This is a genomic window from Pseudomonas sp. S11P7 (genome assembly GCF_023195435.1).
GTDB classification, from domain to species: domain Bacteria; phylum Pseudomonadota; class Gammaproteobacteria; order Pseudomonadales; family Pseudomonadaceae; genus Aquipseudomonas; species Aquipseudomonas fluorescens_G.
On the sequence record NZ_JALPKS020000002.1, the window covers coordinates 1266411 to 1286256 of the forward strand.

Below are 19846 nucleotides of genomic sequence, written 5' to 3' on the forward strand. Positions count from 1 at the left end.
TAACTCACTGCTCAGCACCCAGCATAGTTAAGGCAAGCTCATTGTGCTTTGCTCCGACAGCGCCAATTGTTGTTGCAAGGCCTGCTCCAGATCGAGCATCGCCTGGCTGCTCGCTTCGCAATGGCGGGCAAGCTCATCTGCTGGCGCGGCATTGATGCACGCCTGTTCAAGGGCTTCGCAACATTCGATGACCTTGGCCGCCTGCGCAATGCGCGCCGCGCCCTTGATCTTGTGCGCGACCGCCGCCAGCGCCGCGCGGTCATTGGCCGGGGCTAACGCCAGCAGCTCCTGGCGGTCGAGGTGGCTGCTCTTGAGCAGCTCGGCAAGCAAGCGGCGGGTCTGTGCCGGGTTGCCGCCAGTCAGCATGTCGAGGTTTTGCAGATCGAACGCCGAGCCTGACGACGCCGGCGTGATGCCATCGACCCATTCACTGAGCAGGCTCAGACTCAGCGGCTTGAACAGGCAATCGTCCATGCCGGCCTGTTTGCAACGCAGGACTTCCTCCGGTTGAGCGTTGGCAGTAAATCCCAACACAACGCAGGGTGGACTGCGCGTCTGCAGTTCATGCTGGCGAATGGCGCGGGTCAGCTCGTAGCCGTTCATCAACGGCATGTTGCAGTCGACAATCACCAGATCGAAGTGGCCAGCCTTCCACCGTTCCAGGCCGATACAGCCATTTTCGGCAACGCTGAAGCGATGGCCAAGAAACTCCAGCTGTTGACACATCAACAAGCGGTTGGCCGGATGATCATCCACCACCAGTACGCTCAGTGGCGTTCGCGCTGGCTTGATCTCGGCTTCGTTCTGGCCCCCGCTCAGCTGTGCCGGCAGCGTGTCCACAGCCAACGAAAGACACACTTGTGTGCCGATTCCCGGTTGGCTGCTCAATTGCAGTTGCCCACCCATCATTTCGCACAGGTTGCGACTGATCACCAGGCCCAGACCGGCGCCGCTGCGGCCATGTCGATTACCGTTCTGCGCCTGAGCGAATGGCGCGAACAGGCGTTGCTGGTCTTCGGCGCTGATACCGATGCCGCTGTCCTGCACGGTCAGTTGCATCAGCGCACGGCCGGGCAGCTCGGTGTTCATCAGGTCGAGCGTAATTCTGACATGGCCCTGCTCGGTGAATTTGATCGCGTTGCTGACCAGATTCGACAGCACCTGCTTGAAGCGCAGCGGGTCGAGATACACGTCGACCGCGAGCTCCGGTGGATTGAGCAGGGTTTGCAGGACGAGGTTTTTCTGCCGGGCGAGGCCGTCGAAGATGCGCGTGACCGATGCCACCGTATCGACCAGATTGACCCGCTCCGGACACAGGCTCAGGCGCCCGGATTCGATACGGGCGATGTCGAGAATATCGCCAATCAGACCGAGCAGATCCTTGGCCGAATGGTACGCAATGTCGATCGACGAGCGATCGGGGTGCTGTTGATCCATGCGTCTGAGGGTCAGCTCGAGCATGCCGATCACGGCGTTCATCGGCGTGCGGATCTCATGGCTCATGGTCGCCAGAAAGGTACTTTTAGCCCGGCTGGCCTCGTCCGCCTGCTCCTTGGCCGTGCGCAGCTCATCGAACAATTGACGGCGCTCGCTGATGTCGATCCAGCCGCCGATGATGCCCTGCACAGCGCCGCTGGAATCGCGATACGGCAGTATCCAGTGATAGATCGTCAGGCGCCGGTTGCCGATGTGCAAAGGCCGGTCGACCACCATCGGCGTGCCTTCGGCAACGACTCGCTGGTAGTCGGCGTGAAAGGCCTGCGCCTCGCAAGCATTGCTCAGGGTGCCTTCGACGACGCTTTTGCCAATCACATCCTCACGCTTGGCAGCGAAGACTTCGAGGTAGCTTTCATTGCAGCTTTGCAGCAAGCCCTGGCGGTCGCGTACGTAAATCGGATGCGGGGTGCCGTCCACCAGTGAACGCATGAACTCCAGCTGATCGCTCAGCGCACGTTCGGCAGCCTGGCGTTGCTTGATCTGGTGACGCATGTACGCGTTCCAGGCCAGTAGCAGCAACAACAGCAGACAGGCGACCAGAATGACCTGATAGAACAGGCGCTGGTAATTGTGCCAAATGTTCTGCGAGGCGGTGGAGTAACCGCGCCAGCGACCGTTGATCACGCCCAGTTCATCAGGCGCGATGCTCAGTAGCGCCTTGTTGATGATCGAGGTCAGTTCGGTGTTGTCACGCGCCGTCGCCAGTGAGAACGCGGCCTGGCCTGTACCGATGGTGGTGGTGATCTGCAGTGGCTGGTTGAAGATCCGCGAGGATATGAAGTAATTGGCGATGACCAGCGAATTCACCGCGCCGTCGACCTGGCCTTCGGCAAGCAGCGACACGGCGCTGAAGGTATCCGCCGTTTCAATCAGATGGATGCGGGGAAACTCCTCACGCAGGTAGTCGATGATCGGATTGCCCTGGGCGATGGCCAAGTGCTTGCCGCGCAACTGACCGAGATTGGTCGGGCCGTCGGCGCTCTTGCGCGTCAGCAAAACGTAGGAGTTTTCCAGATAGGGCCGACTGAAACTCAGGTGTTTCTCACGTTCTTGCGACGGCAGCAGCGCGGCGATCAGGTCTGCTTGATGGCGATCGATTTGCTGGATCATCTCCGCGTCGTTACGGCTGCGCCGGATCTCGAAGCGCAGGCCGGTGCGCAGGCGGATCAGTTCGAGCAGGTCGGCGCTGATACCGCGAAAGTTGCCGTCGTTGTCAAAGAACGTCAGAGGGGCGAAGGCCTCGTTCACCACCACGCTGACGACCGGATGCTGTTTGAGCCAGGCTTCTTCGCGCTCGGTCAGTTGCGGTTTCTGCTCGCTGAGCAGCAGATCGCTGCCGGCGCTCCAGCGTTTGGCAATGCTGTCGCGTTCGGTCGCCGGAACGGCTTTGATCACGTGGTCGATGATGCTCAACAGTTGCGGATTGCTGCGGCGCACGGCGAAGCTGAAACCCTGGGCTTCCTGCTTGCCGAAATTGGCCATGCGCACGTTGTTCAGGTAGCCCTTGTTGATCATGTAATGAGTGGAAAGGGTATCGCCGAGAAACACATCGGCCTGATCGAATGCCACCGCGTTGATCGCGTTCTGGTAGGAGGGGTAACAGGTGATCAGTGCTTTCGGATACAGCGCCCTGATCTCGGGCAGCGGCAGGTAGTGGTAGACCATGCTCAGCCGCAGCCCGGCGAGGCCTTCGCTGAGCGAGCGGGTTTCATCCTCGCGGGTGACCAGCACGGGCTGGTCGAAGGCATATGGGGTGGAAAGAGCGAGGTTGGCGTTGCTGGCTTCGAATCCGTTGGCGGTCCCGAGCAGGTCGACCTGGCCGTCGAGCAGGGCGCGGATTGCCGCATCGCGTGAAGGGAAACGCTGCACCCGGATCGGCAGACCAATGGCCTGGCTGAGCAGCCCGGCGTAGTCGGCGGTGAGGCCTTCGTAATCCTTGCCACTGACTGTCATGTCGAACGGCGGGTAGTCGGGCGCGGAGGTGCCCAATACCAGTTGTTTGCGTTCACGCAGCCACTGGCGCTGGGACGGGTCGAGCGTAACCGATACCGCTTCGCTCGCTGACCGGCTGAGCAAGGCGTAGTCCGGCGAGGTGTCGGGCTGGGCGAAGACGTTGCCGCTCAGGAGCAGACTTGCGCTCAACGCCAATAGATAGTTCTTCAAACGACTGGGCATGAGGCTCTCACACGAGTGCGTTGCGTTTGGCCATTTCGATAAGTTCTACAAGGGATTTGGCTTTGAGTTTTTGCATCAGGCGTTTTTTGTAAGTGCTGACGGTTTTATTACTCAGAAACATGCCTTTGGCGATTTCCTTGTTGGTGCGGCCTTGGGCAAAAAGTTGCAACACCATCAATTCGCGATCATTGACGGATTTGAACAGTTCAAGTTCGGCATAACGGACGTCGTCACTACGAACCGGATTCAATGCCTGGCTTGGGAAATAGTTGTAACCGGAAAGTACCGCTTTGATCGCACTGACCAGCTCGCTCAGGTCTTCCTGTTTGCAAACATAGCCTGAGGCGCCGGATTGCATGCAGCGAATGCCGAAGAGCGTCGGGCACTGGGCGGTCAGGATCAGGATTTTCAGCGGCGATCCCATGGCATTGAAGCGGGCCAGGACTTCCAGGCCGTCCAGTTTGGGAATGCTCACGTCGAGGATGACCAGGTCGGGCATGCATTCGCGGACCATCTGCATGGCATCGACTCCGTTGTCGGTCTCGCCGACGACCTTGTAACCTTCATGTTCGAGCAGCATTCGAACGGCGAGACGGATGACCGGGTGATCGTCGACGATAAAAACGGAGTTCATAATAAAATCCCATGCGAGCGCGAATAAAGCGCGCACCTTAGCTCAGTTGTATGAGCACTCGCAGGGAGTGACGAGGTCTTAGTCGTTGTATCGGATAAGTCCTACAAGCAATGAGGAAGCGGACTACGGTTGAACTGGGTTTGGCGTAAGGAAGTGCAGGATCGGGATGGGCTTTTAGTTTCGCTCTCTCGAGTTGTAAGTGTTGGCGGGGAACGCGTTTTTTTATTGTTTAAAGTTGCGGGTGTGTTGGGTTCTTATTTGGGTGAATATCCGTTGCTGCGGGTGTTGCTGCTGGCGGTTTCGCCCTTACGGCGAGTCCCTTTTTCAAACGCCGGAGTGCCGGCCCAGCAAAAAGGAACCAAAGGCTTTGCTCCTGCGTTCGGCCCTCGCAGGCTCGGGTTCCTTCGCTCCGGGGCCGATCCGGGCGCAGCGGCTACGGTTTGCTTCGCTGCACCTCTTTGCGCTGTGTACGACTTCGTCGTACGGTCGCTGCGCTCCCACGCCCGGATCAATCCCTGCGCTCAGCCTTCCGATGTCGCTGGTTAGGCAAGATCAAGAGCACGCGAGCTGACGCTCATTGTTGAGTGGTGAAAAGCGGTTGTTCGACTTGAAGTTTGTGGTGGATTCGCCCCTCACCCCAGCCCTCTCCCGAGGGAGAGGGAGCCGATCTGTGGGGGATTCAGAACTTGAGTTCGACTCGGTATCGAACGTCGGCATATCTCCCACATTCATCGCGGACAGTCCCCTCTCCCTCCGGGAGAGGGCTAGGGTGAGGGGCTGTTGATCTTCGCGATGCGCGGGGGCTCAGTGACTGGACCGTCCGGTCATTTCCAGTGCCATGTCGCTGGCGTAGCTGTCGGTCATGCCGGCGATGAAGTCGATCATGCGCAGGAACGAGGTGTGCAGCGAGCCTTGCGGGTCGGGGGCGTTGCTGCCGAGCAGGTCGAGGATGCGTCGGCTTTTGAACGACGGGGTGCGTCCGTTGTGTTGTTCCAGCGCGGCGCCGCAGAACGAGTTGAGGAGGATTTCCAGGGTGGTGTAGGCGCCGATTTCGTGCAAGGTCTTGCGTTTGTCCTGGAAGATTTTCTTGCGCGCGATGTCTTTGGCGTTGAGTACGCAGCGTTTGGCCGGGCCGTGCATGTGTTCGACCAGGTCGCCGTGCAGGGTGCCGGCGAGGAGGGCGTCCTGTTGTTCGACGAAGGCGCGTGCGGCGGCGTTGGTCAGGTGCTCGATGGCTTTGCCGCGCAGGATCGCCAGTTTGCGTCGGCGCGAGTCTTGTGGGCCGAGCAGGCGATAGGTTTCCGGCAGGTCATCGCCGACCAGGCCGAGCAGCAGCGCTTCGACTTCGGCGTATTCCAGCAGCTCCATTTCGAGGCCGTCTTCAAGATCGATCAGCGCATAACAGATGTCGTCGGCAGCTTCCATCAGGTACACCAGTGGGTGGCGTGCCCAGCGCTGATCTTCGATTTGCGGCAGGCCGAGTTTGTGGGCGATCTGCTCAAGCAGGGGCAGTTCGCTCTGGTAGCAGCCGAATTTGTGTTTCTTGTAGCCCAGCGAGTCGGCGTGACGTGCGGTCCACGGGTATTTGAGGTAGGTGCCGAGGGTGGCGTAGGTCAAGCGGGTGCCGCCGTCGAACTGGTGGTATTCCAGTTGCGTAAGAACGCGAAAACCCTGGGCATTGCCTTCGAAATTGAGGAAGTCGCCGCGTTCGGCGTCGCTCATGCCGTCGAGCCAGCCGCGCCCAGCCGCCTGCTGGAACCAGTGGCGGATGGCATCTTCACCGGAATGGCCGAACGGCGGGTTGCCGATGTCGTGGGCCAGACACGCCGATTGCACGACCATGCCGAGGTCAGCCGGGTCGCACCATTCGGGCAGCGCGCTGCGCAGGGTTTCACCGACGCGCATGCCCAGCGAGCGGCCGACGCAGCTGACTTCCAGCGAGTGGGTCAGACGCGTGTGAATGTGGTCGTTGCTGGTGACCGGATGCACTTGGGTCTTGCGCCCGAGCCGGCGGAAGGCGCCGGAGAAGATAATTCGGTCATGGTCTTTGTGAAAAGGGCTGCGGCCGAGTTCTTGCGGGCTGTGCAGCGGCTTGCCGAGACGTTCGCGGTTGAGCAGGGTGGGCCAATCCAAGGCTGTTTCTCTCCGTCAGGAAAACTCGAATGTTGGCCGCTAGCTTCCCGGTTCGTGCACGCGCCTGCAAGCGGAACTACAGGCCGGCAGCGTCGATGTCGATCAGCAGCAAGCGCTCGCCGTTGTCGAAAAACTGCCCGGCGGTGAGGCAATACTGATTGCTGGTGGCATCGCGGTAAGTGCTGGAGAGGGTCAAGCGGCGTTCTTCCCAGCCCTCGGCGAGCAGGTGATAGAAGTACGGCCGCCACGACCAGTTGTGGCCCAGATAACGGTTGTCGGCGACCCAACCTTGCTGGCGCCATTCCAGATTGGGCGTCAGTTGCGTACCGTGGCGATCGCATTGATAAAACCGCAGCAGCCAAGGAAAGGCGTCCAGTTTTGGCAGCGCGCTCAACGGTGCGTGGGCTTGCGCCCAGGCTTGCAGGATCGACATCAGTTCGGTCAGTTGCTGGCGCATCTGCATCAGTCGTCCGCGCTCGGCGAGTTTCTGCCGCACATAGCGCTGACGCAGTTCGGCGAAACGCTGCACAAATGCATCGGTGGGGAAGAACGCCTCTTGCGCTCGGGCAAACAGAAAACCCTGGACATAACGCGAGCCGCACTCGAGGGCAAAATTGAGCTGCGCCTCGGTCTCGACGCCTTCGGCAATGATCCAGCAGCCGGTCTTCTCGGCCATCTGCGCCAGTGCCTTGACCACGTCGCTGCTCGGCCCGCCCAGCGCCGCAGCCTGAAACAGGCGCATGTCGAGTTTGAGAATGTCCGGTTGCAATGCCAGCACCCGATCAAGCTGTGAGTACCCGGCACCGAAGTCATCGATGGCGATTCTGGCACCGGCCTCGCGATAACGCGCGACCACCTCGGCCAGGCGTTGGTCATTGCCGCCCAACTCGGTAATTTCGAAGACGATGCGTTGCGGATCGACACCGTGACGCGCCAGTTGCCGGAGGCTGGGCAATGCCTGCCCGGCACGCAGGCGGCTGATCCAGCGCGGTGACATGTTCAGGCTGAGAAACCAGTCCGGCGGAGCTTCGTGCAGGCGACTCAAAGCGTTATCACGGATCTGTCGGTCCAGGCGGCGCAGGGCAATCGCCGGCGTCCGCGGATCGGCGAACAACGGCCCGACCGAAGCCAGTTGGCCGTCGGCCTGGCGCAGGCGGCCCAGCGCTTCGACGCCTGCAATCAGTCCGGTTGCGGTATCGATGAAGGGTTGAAAGCAGGCGAGCGGTTGCCCGTCGATCACGGGGCCTCCTTGGTTCTTGTTTTGATGAACCCCGCCGGCCGGATAGGCGTGCGGGATTGAACCTGCGGATAACAGGTTCATCCCGCCGTCAGTGCAAGAATGTAGCCAGATGGATCACTTCAGCGTTTTGCCGAACTCTGCATGACCAGTTTGATCAGTGGCCCCAGCGTAGTGCCGAGCCGGATCAAGCGGCTGACGCCACCGGCGCCGCCGCTCTTCGCACCTTTGCCGGTGAGAAAACCCAGCAGCGTAACGGCGGCCACGCCCCATAACGGCGCGTGCTTGATGCCGAAACCGCTGTGCAGACCCTGCGTCATGCCACGCACGCGTTGCAACGGTTGCAGCACTTGCCCGGCCTCATGGCGGATTTCCTGGCGATGCATTTCCATGCGCAAACGAATCAGCGCCTTGCGCATTTCCCGGCGTGAGCTGTTATGCGGCAATTGCGGATGGCTCATGGCAGCAGGCGCTCCCGGTCGTTGGCGAGCTCTTCGAGCGTGCCGTGGAAAGGTGAGGACTCATCGAAGATAGCCGCCTTGAGGCGCAGTCCGCAGAAGATCGAGGCCAGGGTATAAAAAACGCACAGACCAATGATCGCGGCCAGACGATACGTGTCCCAGAACACGATCATCACCAGTGTCGATAACCCCACCAGCAACAACAGGGCAAAGACCAGGGCCAGCCCTGCGAACAGCAGCAGGCTGACGGTGCGCGATTTCTGTTCCTGCAATTCGATGCCGAACAATTCGACATGACTGTGCAGCAGACCGAGAACGGCGGCGCCCAGGCGTCGCGTGGAAGAGGCGGTGCCCGCAGTCGGGCCGGATTCACCGATCGACATGATCAGCGCCGAGTGGCCAGCAGGCCAATCAGAAAGCCGACGCCGGCCGCAATACCGACCGACTGCCATGGGTTGGCCGACACGTATTCCTCGGTGGCGGTCACCGCAGCCTGACCGCGTTCGCGCAGGCTGTCTTCGGTCAGTTTCAGGGTTTCGCGGGCACGCAACAGGCTGTCGTGGATCTGCGCACGCAGCTCATCGGCCTGATCACCGGCCAGGGTGGCGGTGTGCTCGAGCAAGCGCTCGGTGTCGGCGACCAGGGTCTGGAAGTCGTTCATCAGGATGTCTTGAGCAGTCTTTGCCTTGATGCTGGCCATTGGGTGGATCTCCGTAGTGACGTCTGAAGCGTTCGAGTATGAGCCTTGCGCGAAGGTTCAGTGGAAATGACTGGTACGACAATTGCTGTGTTGTGGTGCGTCGCCCGGCCATTGTGCGCTGTTGCCGGGCGCACGCCACGGGAAACCTTGTCCCGAATGATCGCGGTTCGTGTCAGCACGTCGACCGGGTGCGCCAAAGCAGTTCGCTGAATATGCCGTTCAGTGCCTGCCTGGCTGCAACTTGGTGCATGAAATGTGCGCATGAGCCGCTTTGGTGCCTTTTCTGCCGTTAGGTCTGCCTGCTTATGGAAAATCTGCAAAGCGCTGTGGACACGCTCGTTCACAGTTCCAATACCTTGTTCATTCTGATCGGTGCCGTGATGGTACTGGCGATGCATGCCGGTTTCGCCTTTCTGGAGGTCGGAACGGTCCGGCAGAAAAACCAGGTCAACGCACTGGCGAAGATCCTCAGTGATTTCGCCGTCTCGACGCTGGCCTATTTCTTTATAGGCTATTGGATCTCTTACGGTGTGACGTTCATGCAGCCGGCAGCGGTGTTGAGTGCTGATCACGGTTACGGGCTGGTGAAATTTTTCTTTCTGCTGACCTTTGCCGCGGCGATCCCGGCGATCATTTCCGGCGGCATCGCCGAGCGTGCGCGCTTCGTGCCGCAATTGTGCGCCACGGCATTGATCGTCGCATTCATTTATCCGTTCTTCGAAGGCATGATCTGGAACGGTAATTACGGTCTGCAAGCCTGGCTGACGGTGCAGTTCGGCGCCGCGTTCCATGATTTCGCCGGCTCGGTGGTGGTGCATGCCATGGGTGGCTGGCTGGCGCTGGCGGCCGTGTTGCTGCTCGGGCCGCGCAATGGCCGCTACCGCGATGGGCGTCTGGTGGCGTTCGCACCGTCGAGCATCCCGTTTCTGGCATTGGGCTCGTGGATTCTGATTGTCGGCTGGTTTGGCTTCAACGTGATGAGCGCGCAGACGCTGCAAGGCGTCAGTGGCCTGGTGGCGGTCAACTCGCTGATGGCCATGGTCGGCGGCACGATGGCAGCGCTGATCGTCGGACGCAATGACCCAGGATTTTTGCACAACGGCCCTCTGGCCGGGTTGGTGGCGATCTGTGCCGGTTCTGATCTGATGCATCCGGTCGGCGCGCTGCTGACCGGGGCGATCGCCGGCGCACTGTTTGTCTGGTGTTTTACCGCCGCTCAGGTGAAGTGGCGCATCGACGATGTGCTGGGTGTGTGGCCACTGCACGGCTTGTGCGGCGTGTGGGGCGGGATTGCCTGCGGGATTTTCGGCCAGACCGCGCTCGGCGGTATCGGCGGTGTCAGCCTGCTCAGCCAGTTGATCGGCACCGGGCTCGGCGTCGTGGTGGCGCTGCTCGGCGGCTTCGTCGTGTACGGCGTGATCAAGGCATTGCATGGTCTGCGCCTGAGCCAGGAACAAGAGTATTACGGTGCCGACCTGTCGCTGCACAAGATCGGCGCGGTGAGCCAGGATTAAGTCTCGGCATCGTCGGTACCGGGATAAAAACCATGCAGCAGGCGATAGCGGTCGATGCGCACCTGATCGACCTGTTCCTGCACTTTATGCGCGGGCAATCCGAGCATGATCAACGCGTGAGAGGCGAGCATCAGGCTTGACTCCAGAAGCTCCGGCACCACTTCGGTGGCGCCGGCGGCTTTCAAATCGGCCCATTGGCTGTCGTCGCGGGTGCGCACCAGAATCGGCACATGGCCGTTCAGCCTTCGCGCCTCCTTGAGAATGCGCAGGGCGACTTCGCTCTGATCCACGGCAATCACCAAGAGTCGTGCGCGCAGCAGGCCGACGGCGGTCAGCAGGTCGCCGCGCGACGAGTCGCCGTAATGGACGTCACTTTCGCCATTAGTGGCCTCCTGTACGCGCACCGGGTCATTGTCCAGAGCGATGTAAGGTTGCTTGGCGTTACTCATGAACCGCCCGATCGATTGGCCGACACGGCCGTAGCCGCAAATCACTACGTGTTGGTTGAGGTCGGCATTGAGCGCGCTGATCTCCTCGATCTGCGCTTCCTGATTGGGTTTGCGATGCAGAACTGCGGCGATGCGTGGCGCTGCACGCAGCAACAGCGGGGTCAGCAGCATTGAGCAGAACGTTGCCGCCAGCAGCAGTTCGCCCAAGCCCTCGGGCAGCATGCGGCTCTGTTGCATCTGCGCCATCAATGCGAAGCAGAACTCGCCGCCCTGGGCCAGCGCCAGTCCGCTGCGCCATGCCGTTTCGCTGTCGCTGCCGCGCCATTTCACCAGCAATGCCACAACGACGCCCTTGATCAGCATCAAGCCGACGGTGAGGCCGAGGATCGCCAGGCTGTGGCTGAGAAACAATTGCAGATCAATCAGCATGCCGATGCTGACGAAAAACACCCCGAGCAGGATGTCGCGAAAGGGCCGGATATCGGCCTCGATCTGGTGCCGGTAGTGGCTTTCACCGAGCAACATGCCGGCCAGAAACGCGCCGAGGGCAGGGGACAGGCCCAGCAGGTGGGTCAGCCAGGCAGTCAATAGCACGATCACCAGCGCCAGCAGCACAAACAACTCGGCCGAGCGCGAAGCCGCCACTTCATGAAACAGTCGCGGCAGCAACCAGCGACTGGCCAGCAGCAGACCGACGAACAGCACCACGGTTTTGCCTAGCGTCAACGGCAGCGCCCAATACCAGGCCTGCTCGCTGCTGCCGGCGAACACCGGGACCAGCGTCAGCAGCAATACCGCAACAACATCCTGAAACAGCAACACCCCCACCGCGTTCTGCCCATGGCTGCTGAACACTTCGCCCAGGCTACCCAGCTCCTTGGTGACGATCGCTGTCGATGAAAGCGAAAGCCCGGCGCCGAGCAGCAGCGCAGGTGTCAGCGGCATGCCCAGCAGCATCAACAGCAGCCCGAGCAGCGCGGTGCTGATCAGCACCTGCTGGCTGCCAAGGCGAAACACCACCTGACGCAGGGCAATCATCTTCGACAGGGAAAACTCCAGACCCAGCGAAAACAACAGAAACACCACGCCCAACTCGGCAACGTCCGGCAAGTGCTCGCTCTCGTTGACCCAATCAAATGCGCTTGGCCCGACCAGCAGTCCGACGCACAAATAGCCCAGCACCGGCGGCAATCGCAGACGTCGAAACAGGGCAATCACCACGAGTGACGAGGCGAGGATGATCAGCAGATTGGCGAACACTGGACACTCCGGCGGCGGCTTCAGGCTTTTCAAGCGTAGAAGCAAAAAGCCCGCAAGCATCGCGCAATGCGCTTTTCTGCGAACTGATGTGCGTCAGGGTTTTTCCAGCGTTGCGCTGTTACGGCACTGGAGCCTTTGGGCGGCGCTGGCTCGACGGCTTTTGCGCACCGGCCTAGAATAAAGCCCCACTCATTTTGCGGTTGAGCGCACATGCCTCCTGAATGTCAGCTGTTCGGCACTCTCGGGTGTCATCTCTGTGAAGTCGCTGAAGCCGAACTCATGCCTTTCGTCGAGCATGGGCTGCTGGTTGAACTGATCGATATTGCTGAAGATGAAACCTGGTACGAGGCCTACAGTTTGAGAATCCCAGTGCTGCGCCGGGTCGATACCGGGAAGGAACTCGACTGGCCGTTCAGCGCGGACGAGGTTGTCGCGTTTCTGCGTTGATCCGGATTCCCTGGCTTTTCCGCCGGTCGCCACCAGGTTCCATCCCTTGGCTTTTTGCGGTTTGTTCGGTTACTGTATGCCTATACAGTAAATGCGTCAGAGGGATGAACCGTGGTCAATGTCGAACAGTTGAAGAACAGCGTGAACCGGATGTCGGTTGACGTAGTACGCGAGGCGGTTCTTGAATTGCGCCTGGACGGGCTGGTCACGGAGGGCAAGACGCCTTTCAACAAACTGCATTTCAACACCTGTTTCGCCGAAATCGAGGCACTGTTTCAGCGTGCCGGTTACCACAAACAGCTGGATGTGGTCGGCTATCAGGGCTTGCTTTATGCCTTGTACGATCCGGGTCGCTGGGAGGCGGTCGACGTGCTGCGCTGGCTCAAGGAGTTCACCGAGGCTGCAGCGCTCAAGTCGATCCCGGCGTAAGTATTCTGCGCTAGTTAGGTTTCCCTCAGTGCTGGATAATGCGACTTCGCATTGAGGGTCCGAACTTCCATATGTCCACTCCAACATTCTCTGCCGCCCACACCCAGGCGAGCACACTCTATCTGCCGCCAGGTCATTGGCTGACCGTACTCGATTGTCTGTGTGAGCATTTCAGTGCCATTGGCCGCGAGCAATGGCTGGACCGGATTGCCCGAGGGCGTGTTCTGGATGGCAACGGTCAGCCGATCGACGTGAACCTGGCGTACAGGGAAGGTTTGCGCATCCATTACTTTCGCGAAGTGCCGGACGAGAAGCCGATTCCGGTGGTCGAGACGATACTGTATGCCGATGAACACCTGGTCGTGGCGGACAAACCGCACTTTCTGCCGGTGACGCCGGCCGGGGAGTACGTTGAACAAACGTTACTGCGCCGCCTGATCCGGCGCCTGGACAACCCTCATCTGGTGCCGCTGCACCGTATTGATCGACATACCGCAGGGCTGGTGATTTTCTCGGCCAATCCGCGGACCCGTTCGGCCTATCAGTCGTTGTTCCCTACGCGCCAGATCGACAAGCGCTATGAAGCGATTGCCCCAGCGCTGCCGGATGTGGAATTTCCCTTGGTGCACAAGAGTCGTCTGGTCGACGGCGAGCCGTTCTTCCGCATGCAGGAAGGGCCGGGCGTCAGCAATACCGAAACGGCGGTGCAAGTGCGAGAAAAGAACGGCGACTTGTGGCGCTATGGGCTGTTTCCGGTCACCGGCAAGAAACATCAACTGCGCGTCCACATGACTGCATTGGGCGCGAGCATCTGCAATGACCCGTTTTATCCGCAGGTATTGAAAGATGTCGAGGATGACTACGCCAACCCGCTGAAGCTGCTGGCGCAGGGGCTGAAATTCATTGACCCTGTGACGGGAGAGGCGCGTGAGTTCGAAAGCCAGATCACGCTGCAGTGGTGACTCCCAGGCACTTTCGAGCGCCCATAAAAAAGCCCGCAATCAATGCGGGCTTTTCTGTATCCGGTCGACCAGAACTTACAGTTCTTTAACGGTACGCACCTGATCCTTGTTGATGCGGGTCTCTTTGCCGTCCAGTTGCTGGAACTCGTAGAAGCCCGAATCGTCATCGTATTTCGGGGTGTCGACGGCCTGGATTTCGCGACCGTCATTCAAGGTGATCACTGTAGGCGAGGAGCAACCGGCGAGGGTGGCCAGGCCCAGTGCGAGCATGAAAGTGGCGAGGGTCCGTTGAGTCATGAGTGTGTCTCCGAATGGGAATTCTTTTGGTTACTGAGCTTGAGACGTATACAAGGCGTGAGAGTTCCTTGAATGGTGTCAGTCTGACACAGTGTTGTAAGCGTTTAACAGTTCGGGGGTATTGAGGTTGGCCAGACGCGGGTCGTTGTCCGGGCATTGCAACGCCGTCGCGCCGAGACTGCGCATCACCCGGCCGGGACTGCGTTCACCGGCGTTCCAGGCGTCTTCGAAGGCCGCCGAAAGGCTCAGCGGGATCATGCAGAGCAACGGTTCCCAGTGTTCGCCATGGCGCAACATTAAAGGTTTTTCAGAATTCAGCTGCGCCGTCTCGCGCATGCTCTGCAGCAATGCGGCGTCAATGCGCGGAACATCGCAGGGCAATACCAGCAAGTGTGTATGGCGCGCGGCTTTCAGGCCGGCGCGAATCCCGGCCAGTGGCCCGGGGAAATCGCCTTCATCGTCAGCGACCAGTTGATCGGCAAAAGCCGCGTAGCGCTCGCGATTGCGGTTGCAGGAAATAATCAGGTCGTCGGTCAGCGCACGGACCTTGCGCTGCAGATGCGCGATCATCGGCTCGCCGAGCCATTGCACCAATCCTTTGTCCTGCCCACCCATGCGCTGGCCGCGTCCGCCTGCCAGCAGCAGGATCGAGCAGGGCGGCGGTGGCGTGTTGATAGTCATTGCATCCCTCCACAGGGGCGGCGAAAAAACGGGGCGCTGTGATATAACACCGGGCTGTTTCTCCTACAACTGGATGAGCCTATGAAAGCCAAGGCTGATGTACCTTTCGTGCCGCTTAATATTGCGGTGCTGACTGTCAGTGATACCCGAACATTGGAAACCGATACTTCCGGCCAGGTCTTCGTCGACCGCTTGACGGCGGCGGGTCATAACCTGGCGCAACGCGTTCTGCTCAAAGATGATCTTTACAAAATTCGCGCGCAAGTCGCCAACTGGATTGCCGACGATGTCGTGCAGGTGGTGCTGATCACCGGCGGTACTGGTTTCACCGGTCGCGACAGCACCCCGGAAGCGGTGGCCTGCCTGCTCGACAAACAGGTCGACGGCTTTGGCGAATTGTTCCGGCAGATCTCGGTAGCCGATATCGGCACTTCGACCGTGCAATCGCGCGCGCTGGCCGGTCTGGCCAATGGCACGCTGGTGTGCTGCCTGCCGGGTTCGACCAATGCAGTGCGTACCGGTTGGGACGGCATTCTCGGTGAGCAGTTGGACGCCCGCCATCGTCCGTGCAATTTCGTCACGCATTTGAAGCAGGCGGCGCCGTGTGAAACCCGTGGCTAAGCCGGGCAAGACCGGGGCCTTGATGCCGGTCGAGGTGGCACTGGCTCGACTGCTGGAAATGGCTGAGGCCTCACCGATTGTTGAGTATGAGAGCCTGCCGTTGGCGCAGGTTCAAGGGCGAGTGTTGAGAGAGGACCTGTTTTCCACGCTGGATCTGCCGCCCTGGCCGAACTCTGCCATGGACGGTTATGCACTCAACCTCGGCGATTGGAATGGCCAACCGCTGCCGGTCAGTCAAAAGGTGTTTGCCGGGCAGTCTCCCGAACCCTTGGTGCCGGGTACCTGTGCACGCATTTTCACCGGTGCGCCCGTGCCGGCGGGCGCGGACTGCGTGGAGATGCAAGAGAACGCTGACGTCGAGGCCGACGGTAAAGTGCGCTTCCTTGAGCCGATGAAGGCAGGGCAGAACATTCGGCCGCAAGGGCAGGAAACCACTATCGGTGAGCTGGTTCTGCCGGCCGGAACGAGGCTCGGTCCAATCGAGCAGGGGCTTGCTGCATCGCTGGGCTGTGCCGGGCTGAAGGTGGTGCGCAAGGTTCGCGTGGCGGTGATTTCTACGGGCGACGAACTGGTTGAACCGGGTCAGGCGCTGGGACCGGGGCAAATCTATAACAGCAACCGCGTCTTGCTGTGCAGCTGGCTGCAACGGCTTGGCTGCGAAGTGATTGATGCCGGCATTCTTCCCGACGATCTCGCCACCACTCGCGCCCGGCTTGGTGAGTTGCAGAGTGTCGATCTGATTCTTTCCACTGGCGGGGTGTCGGTGGGTGAAGCGGATTTTCTTGGCATCGCCCTGCGCGAGGAGGGCGAACTGGCGCTGTGGAAGCTGGCGATCAAGCCAGGCAAACCACTGACCTGTGGTCACTTTCGCAATGTACCGGTCATCGGTTTGCCGGGAAATCCCGCCTCAACCCTGGTGACCTTTGCGCTGCTGACCCGCCCCTATCTGTTACGACGCCAGGGTGTGCGTGACGTCGAACCGTTGAAAATCACTGTGCCAGCCGGTTTTGCCTGGCCTGTGGCAGGCAATCGACGTGAGTATCTGCGCGGAAGACTCGAGAAGGGACGGGCGACTGTATACCGCAACCAGAGCTCTGGGGTCCTGCGTAGCGCGGTGTGGGCGGATGGTCTGGTGGAAATACCTGAAGGCCGCACATTGAACGAAGGTGAGGAGGTGGCGTTCATCCCGCTGAGTGAACTGCTGGGCTGATCGCGGTCTTGCGAAGGCAGGCGTCGGCTGACTCAGGCGGCGCCTGCAATGACTCAAGCCATCAATGGCTCATCAGGGTAACGAGCTGGTCGAACCGGCTGTTGGCCACCCAGCCCAAAAGCCCCAGCACCACCGCCATCGCACCGGCCGAATAGGCGAGCCGGTGTTTGATCGTCCTGACATCACTGCGGACTTCGTCCATGTCCCGACGAAGGTATTTGAGATGGGTTTCAAGCTCGGTAACACGAGGTTCCATTTCAACTTCTCCAGCCGTTCTGGCGCTGTTTTTAAAGTCCGACTTTTGATTTGTACGACTTTCACCGAGAGGGCCTACTGGACTCAATGGCATTCGCGCTTCATGGCTTGGCATGGAAGCATCCACCGGCTGTTTCAAATATTCGCTTGCAAGGTTTTCCGGCTCCCCGACTGACAGAAGCACTGAGGGTGTATCCACTCATTACATGCACATCCTTGTGTATTTGAAATTGAAGATTGATACCGCCTGCACACGGTGACCGAATGCTCGAAGGGGGTCAATTAAGCCGATTCCGCATGTTTTGTAAGAAAAAGTACTGCCTTGTAGGACGGCTGGCGCGCAACGCAGAATTTATTGAGGGTGGCGGGGCTTTTTTGCCTGCCGCAGTGGTCAAGATGTTTCAATCGATTCGATTATGGGGAGTGACGTGATGAGTGAGCGCCGGGCGCTGTTGATTCTGCATGGCAAGCAGGCCCTCAACGAGGCGGTTCGCACCGCCGTCGAGGACAAGCGCAAGCAAGGCTGGGAGCTGGCCGTGCGCCTGACCTGGGAAGCCGGGGACGCTCAGCGCTGGGTGAATGAGGCGTTGGCGCAGGGCTACCCGACGATCATCGCCGGCGGAGGCGATGGCACCCTGCGCGACATTGCCGAAGCGCTCGCGGCGCAGCCGGGCAAAGCCAGCCTGGTGCTTTTGCCCTTGGGCACGGCCAACGATTTTTCCCGCGCCGCCGGGGTGCCGCTGGAGCCTGCCGAAGCACTGGAACTGCTCGATGTGCCGCCGCACGACATCGACGTCGGCGAGGTTGGCGGGCAGATCTTTCTCAACATGGCCACCGGCGGTTTCGGCAGTCAGGTTACGGCCAACACGTCTGAAGATTTGAAGAAAGTCCTTGGCGGCGCGGCTTATCTGTTCACCGGGCTATCGCGCTTCAGCGAGTTGCATGCCGCCTATGGCGAACTGCAGGGGCCGGACTTTCACTGGAGCGGCGAACTGTTGGCGCTGGGTATCGGCAATGGTCGTCAGGCTGGCGGCGGACACGTGCTGTGCCCGCAGGCGTTGGCCGACGATGGACTGCTCGATATCAGCATTCTGCCGGCCCCACAGGAGTTGGTAGGCACATTGAAATCGCTGCTGAGCGAGGGTTTCGGTCTCGACAATCTGTTTGTGCGAACCCGTTTGCCGTGGGTTGAAATCAAAGTGGCCGAGGGGCTTTGCATGAATCTCGACGGCGAACCGCTGGAGTGCAACAGCCTGCGCTTTGAAGTGCGTCCGGCGGCATTGCGCGTGCATTTGCCGGAGCATTCACCCTTGTTGAGCAGTACTGAAGCGATCAGTCGTCAAGGCTGATGATCTGTTCGCGCACGGCGAACAGCACGAGGCCCGCCACGTCGAAGATCTGCAGACGCTTCATGATCTGTGAGCGGTGGGTTTCGACCGTTTTGATGCTCAAGCCCAGGCCATTGGCGATTTCACGCGTGGACTTGCCGCGCACGATCAATCGCAGGATTTCCAGCTGGCGCGCCGTCAGGTTGTGTGAGTCGGCAATGTCCGGCTGCTGGTTCTGATTACGGGTCAGCGCCTGATTGATCACGGTATGGGCGATGGCCGGGCTCAAGTAGCGCTCGTTGTTGCGCAAGGCTTCCAGGGCATGTTCGAGCTCGGTAGCGGTGGTGTCCTTGAGCAGGTAACCGTGGGCGCCAGACTCCAGCGCCTGCATGATCAGCGCCGGATCGGTGTGCATCGACAGGATCAGCACCTTGCTCTGCGGTCGTACGCGCTTGAGGCGTTGCAGCGCTTCCAGGCCGCCGGTTTCTTTCATGGAGATATCCAGCAACACGATGTCGGGGTTCAGTTGCTCGACCATCTCGAGCAATTGCGAACCATCATTGGCTTCGCCAATCACCGCATAACCAGGAATATCCAGTACCAGAGCGCGCACGCCGGCCCTGATCAGCGAGTGGTCATCCACCAGAAGTAAGTTGCAAGTCAACGCATAACCTTATTCGTACTGGCCCGTTCGAGTGCGCGCGGCGCCCACGGGAAAAGTGCTTCGATCTGGGTGCCTTTGCCCGGCTCGCTGACGACGCTCAGGGTGCCACCCAGTTGCTCGATTCGTTCGGCCATCCCGGCCATGCCGCGCTGTCCTTCACGACCCGGATTGGCTGCCGGGAAAAATCCCGCGCCATCATCACTGATCAACAATGTCAGGCCTTCAGGCAGGCGCTGCAAGCGTACCACCAGATTTTTCGCCTGGGCGTGACGAAGAATATTGGTAACCGCTTCCTGGGTAATGCGAAAGGCGGCGACTGCCATTTCTTCCGGGATGCCATTGAGCCGTTGCTGGCAATCGAGGCTCCATTGCACGCTGGTGTTGGCCAGGGTCTTGAGCAGATGTGCACGCAAGCTGGCCTCGAGTCCCAGACTGATCAACTGGCGCGGATTGAGAATGGCCGATACGTCGCGCACTTTGTTCAGGGTTTCTTCGAGGGTGTCGCACAACACCGTACATTGTTCCTGCGAGTCGGGCGGCAGGCGGCGTTTGAGCCACTCGCTCTGCAGTTTCGCCGCGGTCAGCAACTGGCCGATATCGTCGTGCAGTTCGCGGCTGAGGCGGTGGCGCTCGTTTTCCTGGACTTGCAGCAGACGGTCGGCGAGTTCCTGCGGCTGAAACTTGATCGATTTGCGCGACAACCGATATTGCACCCAGACACAGGCCGTAGCGGCAATTTGCAAGAGCAGCAGACCTACACTGAAAGAGGCTGAAAAAACATAGGTCAATACACTGCCCAGTGTCGCCGCAACAGACAGGACCAGCGTGAACCGACGCGCGTTCTCCCGCGAGGGTGGCCATTGGGTAATTGACTTGAGACTGGCGTACATAA

General features: G+C 60.0%; 20 protein-coding genes. 7 read left to right on the forward strand and 13 right to left on the reverse strand.

The features are described 5' to 3' along the window. Window positions 1–27 precede the first annotated feature (27 nt). The 7 genes from M0746_RS05895 to M0746_RS05925 all read right to left on the reverse strand — a co-directional run bounded on the left by M0746_RS05895 (window position 28) and on the right by M0746_RS05925 (window position 8837). A complete protein-coding gene (locus M0746_RS05895) occupies window positions 28–3672 on the reverse strand; it encodes a transporter substrate-binding domain-containing protein (RefSeq protein ID WP_258448478.1) in 3645 nt (1214 codons plus the stop codon). Window positions 3673–3679: 7 nt separating this feature from the next. Further along, window positions 3680–4306, reverse strand: coding sequence for a response regulator transcription factor (locus M0746_RS05900; protein WP_208941065.1), 627 nt, complete (start codon window positions 4304–4306; stop codon window positions 3680–3682). An 804-nt stretch (window positions 4307–5110) separates the two neighbouring features. After that, a complete protein-coding gene (locus M0746_RS05905) occupies window positions 5111–6439 on the reverse strand; it encodes a deoxyguanosinetriphosphate triphosphohydrolase (protein WP_208940323.1) in 1329 nt (442 codons plus the stop codon). A 76-nt stretch (window positions 6440–6515) separates the two neighbouring features. Beyond that, a complete protein-coding gene (locus M0746_RS05910) occupies window positions 6516–7679 on the reverse strand; it encodes an EAL domain-containing protein (RefSeq protein ID WP_208940324.1) in 1164 nt (387 codons plus the stop codon). 119 nt (window positions 7680–7798) lie between these two features. After that, the gene (locus tag M0746_RS05915; protein WP_090284907.1) at window positions 7799–8137 is read right to left on the reverse strand and encodes a hypothetical protein; all 339 of its coding nucleotides are present in this window, start codon (window positions 8135–8137) and stop codon (window positions 7799–7801) included. Further along, a complete protein-coding gene (locus M0746_RS05920) occupies window positions 8134–8520 on the reverse strand; it encodes a phage holin family protein (protein ID WP_016985474.1) in 387 nt (128 codons plus the stop codon). The genes M0746_RS05915 and M0746_RS05920 overlap by 4 nt, the downstream gene beginning before the upstream one ends. Window positions 8521–8522: 2 nt before the next feature. Then, the gene (locus M0746_RS05925) at window positions 8523–8837 is read right to left on the reverse strand and encodes a DUF883 family protein (protein ID WP_090284903.1); all 315 of its coding nucleotides are present in this window, start codon (window positions 8835–8837) and stop codon (window positions 8523–8525) included. Between the two features lie 305 nt (window positions 8838–9142). Between M0746_RS05925 and M0746_RS05930 the strand changes: the two genes are divergently transcribed. Beyond that, on the forward strand, window positions 9143–10351 hold the full coding sequence (locus tag M0746_RS05930; RefSeq protein ID WP_208940326.1) for an ammonium transporter: 1209 nt from the start codon (window positions 9143–9145) through the stop codon (window positions 10349–10351). Here the strand turns inward: M0746_RS05930 and M0746_RS05935 are convergent. Then, window positions 10348–12060, reverse strand: coding sequence for a cation:proton antiporter (locus M0746_RS05935; protein WP_258448479.1), 1713 nt, complete (start codon window positions 12058–12060; stop codon window positions 10348–10350). The genes M0746_RS05930 and M0746_RS05935 overlap by 4 nt on opposite strands. A 210-nt stretch (window positions 12061–12270) precedes the next feature. Here M0746_RS05935 and M0746_RS05940 point away from each other — a divergent pair, with 210 nt between their 5' ends. The 3 genes from M0746_RS05940 (at window position 12271) to M0746_RS05950 (ending at window position 13898) form a co-directional block, all read left to right on the forward strand. Next, a complete protein-coding gene (locus M0746_RS05940) occupies window positions 12271–12507 on the forward strand; it encodes a glutaredoxin family protein (RefSeq protein ID WP_208940328.1) in 237 nt (78 codons plus the stop codon). Between the two features lie 111 nt (window positions 12508–12618). Next, complete coding sequence (locus tag M0746_RS05945) at window positions 12619–12936, forward strand: transcriptional regulator (RefSeq protein ID WP_003226726.1); 318 nt, start codon at window positions 12619–12621, stop codon at window positions 12934–12936. 71 nt (window positions 12937–13007) lie between these two features. Further along, window positions 13008–13898, forward strand: coding sequence for a pseudouridine synthase (locus M0746_RS05950; RefSeq protein ID WP_258448480.1), 891 nt, complete (start codon window positions 13008–13010; stop codon window positions 13896–13898). 75 nt (window positions 13899–13973) lie between these two features. On the opposite strand, the gene M0746_RS05955 is transcribed toward M0746_RS05950, so the two are convergent. Together M0746_RS05955 and mobA are read right to left on the reverse strand one after the other, a co-directional pair. After that, on the reverse strand, window positions 13974–14195 hold the full coding sequence (locus tag M0746_RS05955; RefSeq protein ID WP_016770600.1) for a YgdI/YgdR family lipoprotein: 222 nt from the start codon (window positions 14193–14195) through the stop codon (window positions 13974–13976). 78 nt (window positions 14196–14273) lie between these two features. Further along, complete coding sequence (mobA, locus tag M0746_RS05960; protein WP_208940330.1) at window positions 14274–14876, reverse strand: molybdenum cofactor guanylyltransferase MobA; 603 nt, start codon at window positions 14874–14876, stop codon at window positions 14274–14276. An 81-nt stretch (window positions 14877–14957) separates the two neighbouring features. On the opposite strand from mobA, the gene moaB reads away from it, so the two are divergent. Both moaB and M0746_RS05970 read left to right on the forward strand, forming a co-directional pair. Then, entirely contained in the window at window positions 14958–15497 is a 540-nt protein-coding gene (gene moaB, locus M0746_RS05965) for a molybdenum cofactor biosynthesis protein B (RefSeq protein WP_090284891.1), read from the forward strand. Beyond that, window positions 15481–16707 (forward strand): molybdopterin molybdotransferase MoeA, encoded by a 1227-nt coding sequence (locus tag M0746_RS05970; RefSeq protein WP_258448481.1) that lies wholly within the window; start codon window positions 15481–15483, stop codon window positions 16705–16707. Before moaB ends, M0746_RS05970 begins: the two co-directional genes overlap by 17 nt. A 61-nt stretch (window positions 16708–16768) precedes the next feature. On the opposite strand, the gene M0746_RS05975 is transcribed toward M0746_RS05970, so the two are convergent. Beyond that, entirely contained in the window at window positions 16769–17077 is a 309-nt protein-coding gene (locus M0746_RS05975) for a hypothetical protein (protein WP_208941066.1), read from the reverse strand. 316 nt (window positions 17078–17393) lie between these two features. Between M0746_RS05975 and yegS the strand changes: the two genes are divergently transcribed. Next, entirely contained in the window at window positions 17394–18311 is a 918-nt protein-coding gene (gene yegS / locus M0746_RS05980) for a lipid kinase YegS (RefSeq protein WP_208940333.1), read from the forward strand. Here the strand turns inward: yegS and M0746_RS05985 are convergent. Then, window positions 18295–18954, reverse strand: a complete 660-nt coding sequence (locus M0746_RS05985; protein WP_208940334.1) for a response regulator — start codon at window positions 18952–18954, stop codon at window positions 18295–18297. The two genes, yegS and M0746_RS05985, sit on opposite strands and share 17 nt — an antisense overlap. Continuing rightward, a complete protein-coding gene (locus tag M0746_RS05990; protein WP_258451443.1) occupies window positions 18951–19844 on the reverse strand; it encodes a sensor histidine kinase in 894 nt (297 codons plus the stop codon). Before M0746_RS05990 ends, M0746_RS05985 begins: the two co-directional genes overlap by 4 nt. Window positions 19845–19846 lie beyond the last annotated feature (2 nt).